This is a genomic window from Bradyrhizobium sp., from assembly GCF_049798375.1.
Lineage (GTDB): Bacteria > Pseudomonadota > Alphaproteobacteria > Rhizobiales > Xanthobacteraceae > Bradyrhizobium.
This window is the reverse complement of sequence record NZ_JBARGP010000341.1, coordinates 1-5,386: the sequence shown is the minus strand read 5'-3', so window position 1 is coordinate 5,386 and position 5,386 is coordinate 1. Positions and strand designations below refer to the sequence as shown.

The 5,386-nt window shown below is 61.1% G+C and carries 3 protein-coding genes, 1 tRNA gene and 1 pseudogene; 4 read left to right on the top strand and 1 reads right to left on the bottom strand.

The window, feature by feature from the left end; genetic code table 11:
- Positions 1 to 267 precede the first annotated feature (267 nt).
- The 4 genes and pseudogenes from WA702_RS14410 to WA702_RS14395 all read left to right on the top strand — a co-directional run bounded on the left by WA702_RS14410 (position 268) and on the right by WA702_RS14395 (position 4,225).
- Positions 268 to 681, top strand: a complete 414-nt coding sequence (locus WA702_RS14410; RefSeq protein ID WP_425111207.1) for a hypothetical protein — start codon at positions 268 to 270, stop codon at positions 679 to 681.
- 242 nt (positions 682 to 923) lie between these two features.
- Positions 924 to 1,655, top strand: coding sequence for an SOS response-associated peptidase (locus tag WA702_RS14405; RefSeq protein ID WP_425111206.1), 732 nt, complete (start codon positions 924 to 926; stop codon positions 1,653 to 1,655).
- A gap of 216 nt (positions 1,656 to 1,871) precedes the next feature.
- Positions 1,872 to 2,458: pseudogene (locus tag WA702_RS14400) on the top strand (response regulator transcription factor).
- A gap of 102 nt (positions 2,459 to 2,560) precedes the next feature.
- Complete coding sequence (locus tag WA702_RS14395) at positions 2,561 to 4,225, top strand: MASE4 domain-containing protein (RefSeq protein ID WP_425111205.1); 1,665 nt, start codon at positions 2,561 to 2,563, stop codon at positions 4,223 to 4,225.
- Between the two features lie 862 nt (positions 4,226 to 5,087).
- Here WA702_RS14395 and WA702_RS14390 read toward each other — a convergent pair.
- Positions 5,088 to 5,163 (bottom strand) — tRNA-Thr (locus WA702_RS14390).
- Positions 5,164 to 5,386 lie beyond the last annotated feature (223 nt).

Genomic DNA, 5,386 nt, shown 5'->3' with positions numbered 1-5,386 from the left:
GAAACACCAACTCGATCGCCGTCCTGGCGATACGCACGCCGCGGGACGCCTTCGGTCTCGCGCTGATTCGCTCTCTCGCGACGATGTTAGCTTGGATTGGTTAACCAGTGCACCCCGGATTTCCACGACGGCGATGCGCCGCCCGGCAAGCTGAACCAGAATCGAGGTCGGGCTCGACGGCACGACAAGTCGGCTTGTGGCGCAGGCAGTTCCCATGCCTAGAGCTAGCGGCTTTCATTCTCATGCGCCTTCGGGAATCAATGCGGCATGAGCACGAAGTCGCGCCAGCGCATCTATGGAGCATCGATCAGGGCCGCCGAGGAGCGGGCTGCGCATGCGCGCAAGGAAGCCGACGCGCTCGCCTGCGAGGCCTGGTCGAAGCGCATGCTCGGTTATAAAGGACCTGCGCAACCCTCGCCGACGATCGGAGACGCCATCAACGGCGGCTACCGCTATCTCGAAGTGCACTGCCATGGCTGCGACACCCATCAGACTGTCGACGTCAGCATCATCCGCCGGCCCAAGACCACGCCGGTGCATGAGCTCGAGCGCTACATGCGCTGCAGGCCGTGTTCGGAGCGCAGCGGCCGTCCGTACAAGCGCAGCGCGCTGGTCTGCCTGCGCGCCACGCCGATCTCGAAAAATGCGCCGCGCTCGATCTGGTGGCCCGGCGAACGTTGATGCAAGGCAACGACATGCCGGCCCGGAGGTTATCGTTGTTCGGGTTGACGGGAGAGTTCCATGCGAGAAGAACTTGTTCAGATGGTGAGGCCATCGCAGCGATCTTTCGATGACATCAAAACCGAAATCGATCGCGCCCTTCGCGAGGAATTGAAGTTGGCTGCAGACGACCGCAACGAGCGCGCCCGCCGCTGCGGGATTCCGATCCAGGTCAATGCGACAGATCTGCCGCCGCTGTCCTGATGTGCAATCTCTATTCGATGACCAAGAACGTGGATGCGATCCGGCGCCTGTTCGACGTCGACGCCGGCCACGATCACACCGGCAACCTGCCGTCGATGCCCGGCATCTTTCCCGACTATCCGGCGCCGATCGTGCGCAACGGCGAGAACGGCCGCGAGCTGGTGCTGGCGCGCTGGGGCATGCCGTCGTCGCCGAAGGCGCTGATGGATGCGACCAGGAAGCGCGCGCAGAAGCTGCAGGCCAAGGGCAAGCCGGTCGACTTCAAGCAGTTGCTGCGCCTCGAGCCTGATAGCGGCACCACCAACATTCGCAACGTCTCAAGCGCGCATTGGAAACGATGGCTTACCCCAGCCAATCGCTGCCTGGTGCCGTTCACGTCCTTCAGCGAATACGACACGGTGGATGGCAAGAAGGTCCCGGCATGGTTTGCCGCCGGCGAAGACCGGCCCCTGCTGGCCTTCGCCGGCCTGTGGACGCATTGGACCTCGGTGCGCAAGGCGCGGGAGGGCGAAGTGTCGATCGACGTCTATGGCTTCCTCACCACCACGCCGAACGCGGTCGTCGCGCCGATCCATCCTCAAGCCATGCCGGTGATCCTCACCACCGCAGAAGAGTACGATGTCTGGCTGCGCGCGCCGTGGGACGAGGCAAAGGCGCTGCAGCGGCCCCTGCCCGATGACGTGCTGCAAATCGTCGCGCGCGGAGAGAAGGAGGATCCTCCTCCGGCCTGAACAAGGTTAGCTCCTCGGGTGAGAGCAGACATGTCAGCGCGACCATCGCGAGGCGGGCGATCCAGGCGTCACCCGGTCGAAACCTGATCGAATCATCTCGTCTTGCGCCTGATAGTTTCGCAGGTACACTCTTGAGGCAGTTGGCGCGATCGGAAAGGGAAGGACGTGCTGGGCACGGTTCACATCGTTGACGACGACGCAAGCTTCCTTGCCGCAATGGCGCGCCGCCTTAAGGTAGCTGGTTACGAAGTGTTGACCTATCCGTCGGCGCTGCAACTGCTGAATAAACTTCCCGATGAAAGCGGGCCCGGCTGCATCCTGCTCGACGTAAAAATACCTGGCGTGAGCGGTCCCGATCTCCAGGACCGACTCGGCGAGCTTGGCTCGACCTTACCCATCGTTTTTCTGACCGGCCACGCCGACGTGCCGACCACGGTGCGCGCCATTAAGGCGGGCGCGGACAATTTCCTGATGAAGCCAATTTCCTCGGAGCAGCTGCTTCAGGCCATCGAACAGGCGATGGCGCGACACAGCGCTTCGCGTGGTCAGAGACAAAATCTGGATGCATTTCGCGAGTTGCTCGCGTGCCTCACACCGCGCGAGCGGCAAGTCTTCGATCTCGTTGTGCAAGGCAAGCTCAACAAGCACATCGCCACCAACTCGGCACCGCCGAACGCACCATCAAGGCTCATCGTCAGCGAGTGATGGAAAAGATGAAGGTGCAGACGCTGGCCGAACTGGTTTCAGCCGCGGAGCGGCTCGGCGTCGTGGTCCATGCCTCCAACGAGGGTGTGGAAACATAGCTTCCTTTGGTGGAAAATGCTCGTCGTTGACACCTGTCGACCCTCCACTTTCGGAATCAGACCCGACGATCAGCAGAGCTGGCCTTCACAAACGCTGTTGGCATGGTGCAGACATTTCGCGCCACAGCCGTCGACATGCAACCAACATCGGCTATAGACGGGGCGACAATGCTGAAAGCGGATACTCGCCAGTTTGCGCTCGCTGCGGATCACGACCTTCCAATGGTGGTCGCTTTGATGCCATACACCCCTCGGCACCGAGCGATGGCGATTGGTGTCGTGACCAGCGTGCTGGCCGTTTCGGCGCTTGTTGCTCCTTTCGAGAGCCTGCAAATCGGCAGAATGGACAGCTTTCTTCCGGCTGTTCAGACGGTCATGAGCGCGGCTGATCTGCTAACGGCGACCCTCTTGTTCGCTCAATATTCGGTGCAGCCGCACCGTGCGTTGCTGGTCATAGCGAGCGGATACATCTTTGCTGGCTCGTTTGCTTTTCTACAGACTTTGAGTTTTCCGGGCAGCTATGCACCGAACGGGCTTATAGGTGACGTCTACAACACCCCGGCTTGGTTTTTCGTACTTTGGTACACTACATTTCCGCTGAGTATCCTTTCCTATGCGCTGCTGAAGGATAGAGGAAAGATATCGGAGGCGTCGACGGCGGCAAGCATCGCGATCACGCTGATATGCGTATTCTGCACGGTAGCGCTATTGTCATGGCTGGTGATTGACAAAGTCGAGTATCTGCCCAGGTTCTTCACGGCAGGTCTTATGCGGCAAACACCACTCAGCAATCAATTCAACGTAGGCCTCTCTCTATTGGACTGCTTCGTGCTCCTGGTGCTTTTTGTCCGCAGGCGCACGGTGCTCGATCTATGGCTGCTGGTCACGTTGTTTGCGGCGGTTCCTAACTTTCTGGTGGCGGCATACGCGGGTTCGGCTCGCTTTTCCATAGGTTGGTACACCGCTCGCGGATTTGCCCTGATCGCAAGCTTTCTGGTGCTGTCCGTATTGGTCACAGAAATGACCGTACTCTATTCGCGACTGGCCAACGCCCTGGTGATGCAGCGGCGCGAGCGCGCCAATCGCTTGGTGAGCATAGATGCAGCGACCGCGGCGATTGCTCATGAAATCAGGTCGCCGTTGGGATCAATCACGCTGAACGCCGACTCCGCTCAACAGGAACTTGTTGCACAAAGTCCCCGGCTTGAAGAGCTGAGTGCCATTCTCGGGGATATTAGAGATGCCAGCCTCAGGGTAAACGAGACAATCACAAGCGTTCGCCGGCTCTTCAAGGATGCGACCGATCGACCGGGCAGGATCAGCATCGAGGACGTCGCGCGGCAGGGGCTACGGCTGCTGCAGCACGAACTGCAGGCTAACGCGGTCGTCGTCGTGACGGATTTTCGGGGCGAAGCGTCTTTCGTACATGCCGATCCGGTACAGATGCAGCAGGTAATTCTGAATCTGCTGAAAAACGCCATGGAGGCGATGACTTTCGCGCCCCGCGACGGCCGCCGATTGCACATTGGCACGCGGATCGAGCGAAATTCGTTCGTTCTCCTGTCCATTCAGGATTCTGGCACCGGGGTTTCCCCGCAAGATCGTGACCGGGTGTTTGAGGCGTTTTTTACCACCAAGCCGGAGGGCATGGGATTGGGATTAGCGATATGCCGCACGATCATCGAGAGGTATGAAGGCCGTTTGCTTCTTGGAGTATCAGGGCCTCGGGGTTCGACATTCGAGATCATACTGCCGGTTGTGAGCTAGGCTTGGCAGTGCGCGTCCGCGCCGGCGGCCATGGCGCGATGAAGATGCGGCGGCTGCACCGGGACTGCTTGCTTCGGATGTGCTTCGAGCCGCAGTTGTCGTAGCCGCAGCTTCCGATTCCCAGAAAAACTCTTGACACACCCCCCCAAATCAGGTGTTTCATCCGCGCATCCCGCTTCGACGCGAGGGGCGTATCGCGATCGTCACGGCACGCGAGGCGGGGATGCGGTGGACGCGGAATGTCGCAGCATGTTTTCACATGCGGACGAACGGCATGGCGCGGACGGCGAAATCGTGTGGTCCTGACATCCCGGTGCTGGTGTCAAGTTGGCGACAACGCTTGCGCGTTGCGCCGACGACGGGGGCAAGAGAGCCGGTCCCCGAGGAGAGCACGTATAAGCGTTAACACCATCGCGCAGGGAAGGTCGGGATGATCTCGGCCGAACCTGTGGTTCTGCCGCGTGCTTTCTTGCTGCACGCGGACCATGGGGGCGGCGAGCTCCCGGCCTTCCCTGCGCCCTCGTTTGATGTCGAGGGCGGCATGCCTCAGCCAAACTCGGGCGCATCGCGCCGCGAGACCATCGCCGCATGCTTACGGCTGTTTGACAATTGAATCAGGATTGATTGGAGCAGCGCGGCCGCAAGGTACGACGCAGATGGAGTTCGTCGCGCCCGTCTTCGGCAAGAGGCTTCGCCGGGCACGCTTCGCCCCGCGGCCTCGCTTTGGCTGCGCCACGCGTAGCGAGACAACGTGGCTCGTGTCCGCCTTCGCCAAGGCTTCGGCGCAACAGCCTTAGCGTTCTTCGCTACCCCAGAGTTGAACCTGGCCTGCCGAGCCATAGCTCGCGAAGCGAGCGAAGGCTGGTGCCGCAAGAGGGATTCGAACCCCCGACCCCGTCATTACGAATGACGTGCTCTACCAGCTGAGCTATTGCGGCGAACCATGACATTCCACCCCGGTGGCGCGGGCGATGGTCGCGCCCCTGATATCCGCCGCGGCCGCGATTGGCAAGGACAACGCGCCCGCCGCCTGCGTCGATCCGGCGGTTTCGGCCGTTCCGTTGCGGTCTGGTTGCGGTGTTGCCGCCTAGCCGCCCAGCCTGGACCAGAAGCCGCGCCAGCCGCTGGCCTGGGTGCGCGGCGCGAGCTGCTCGGCGAACT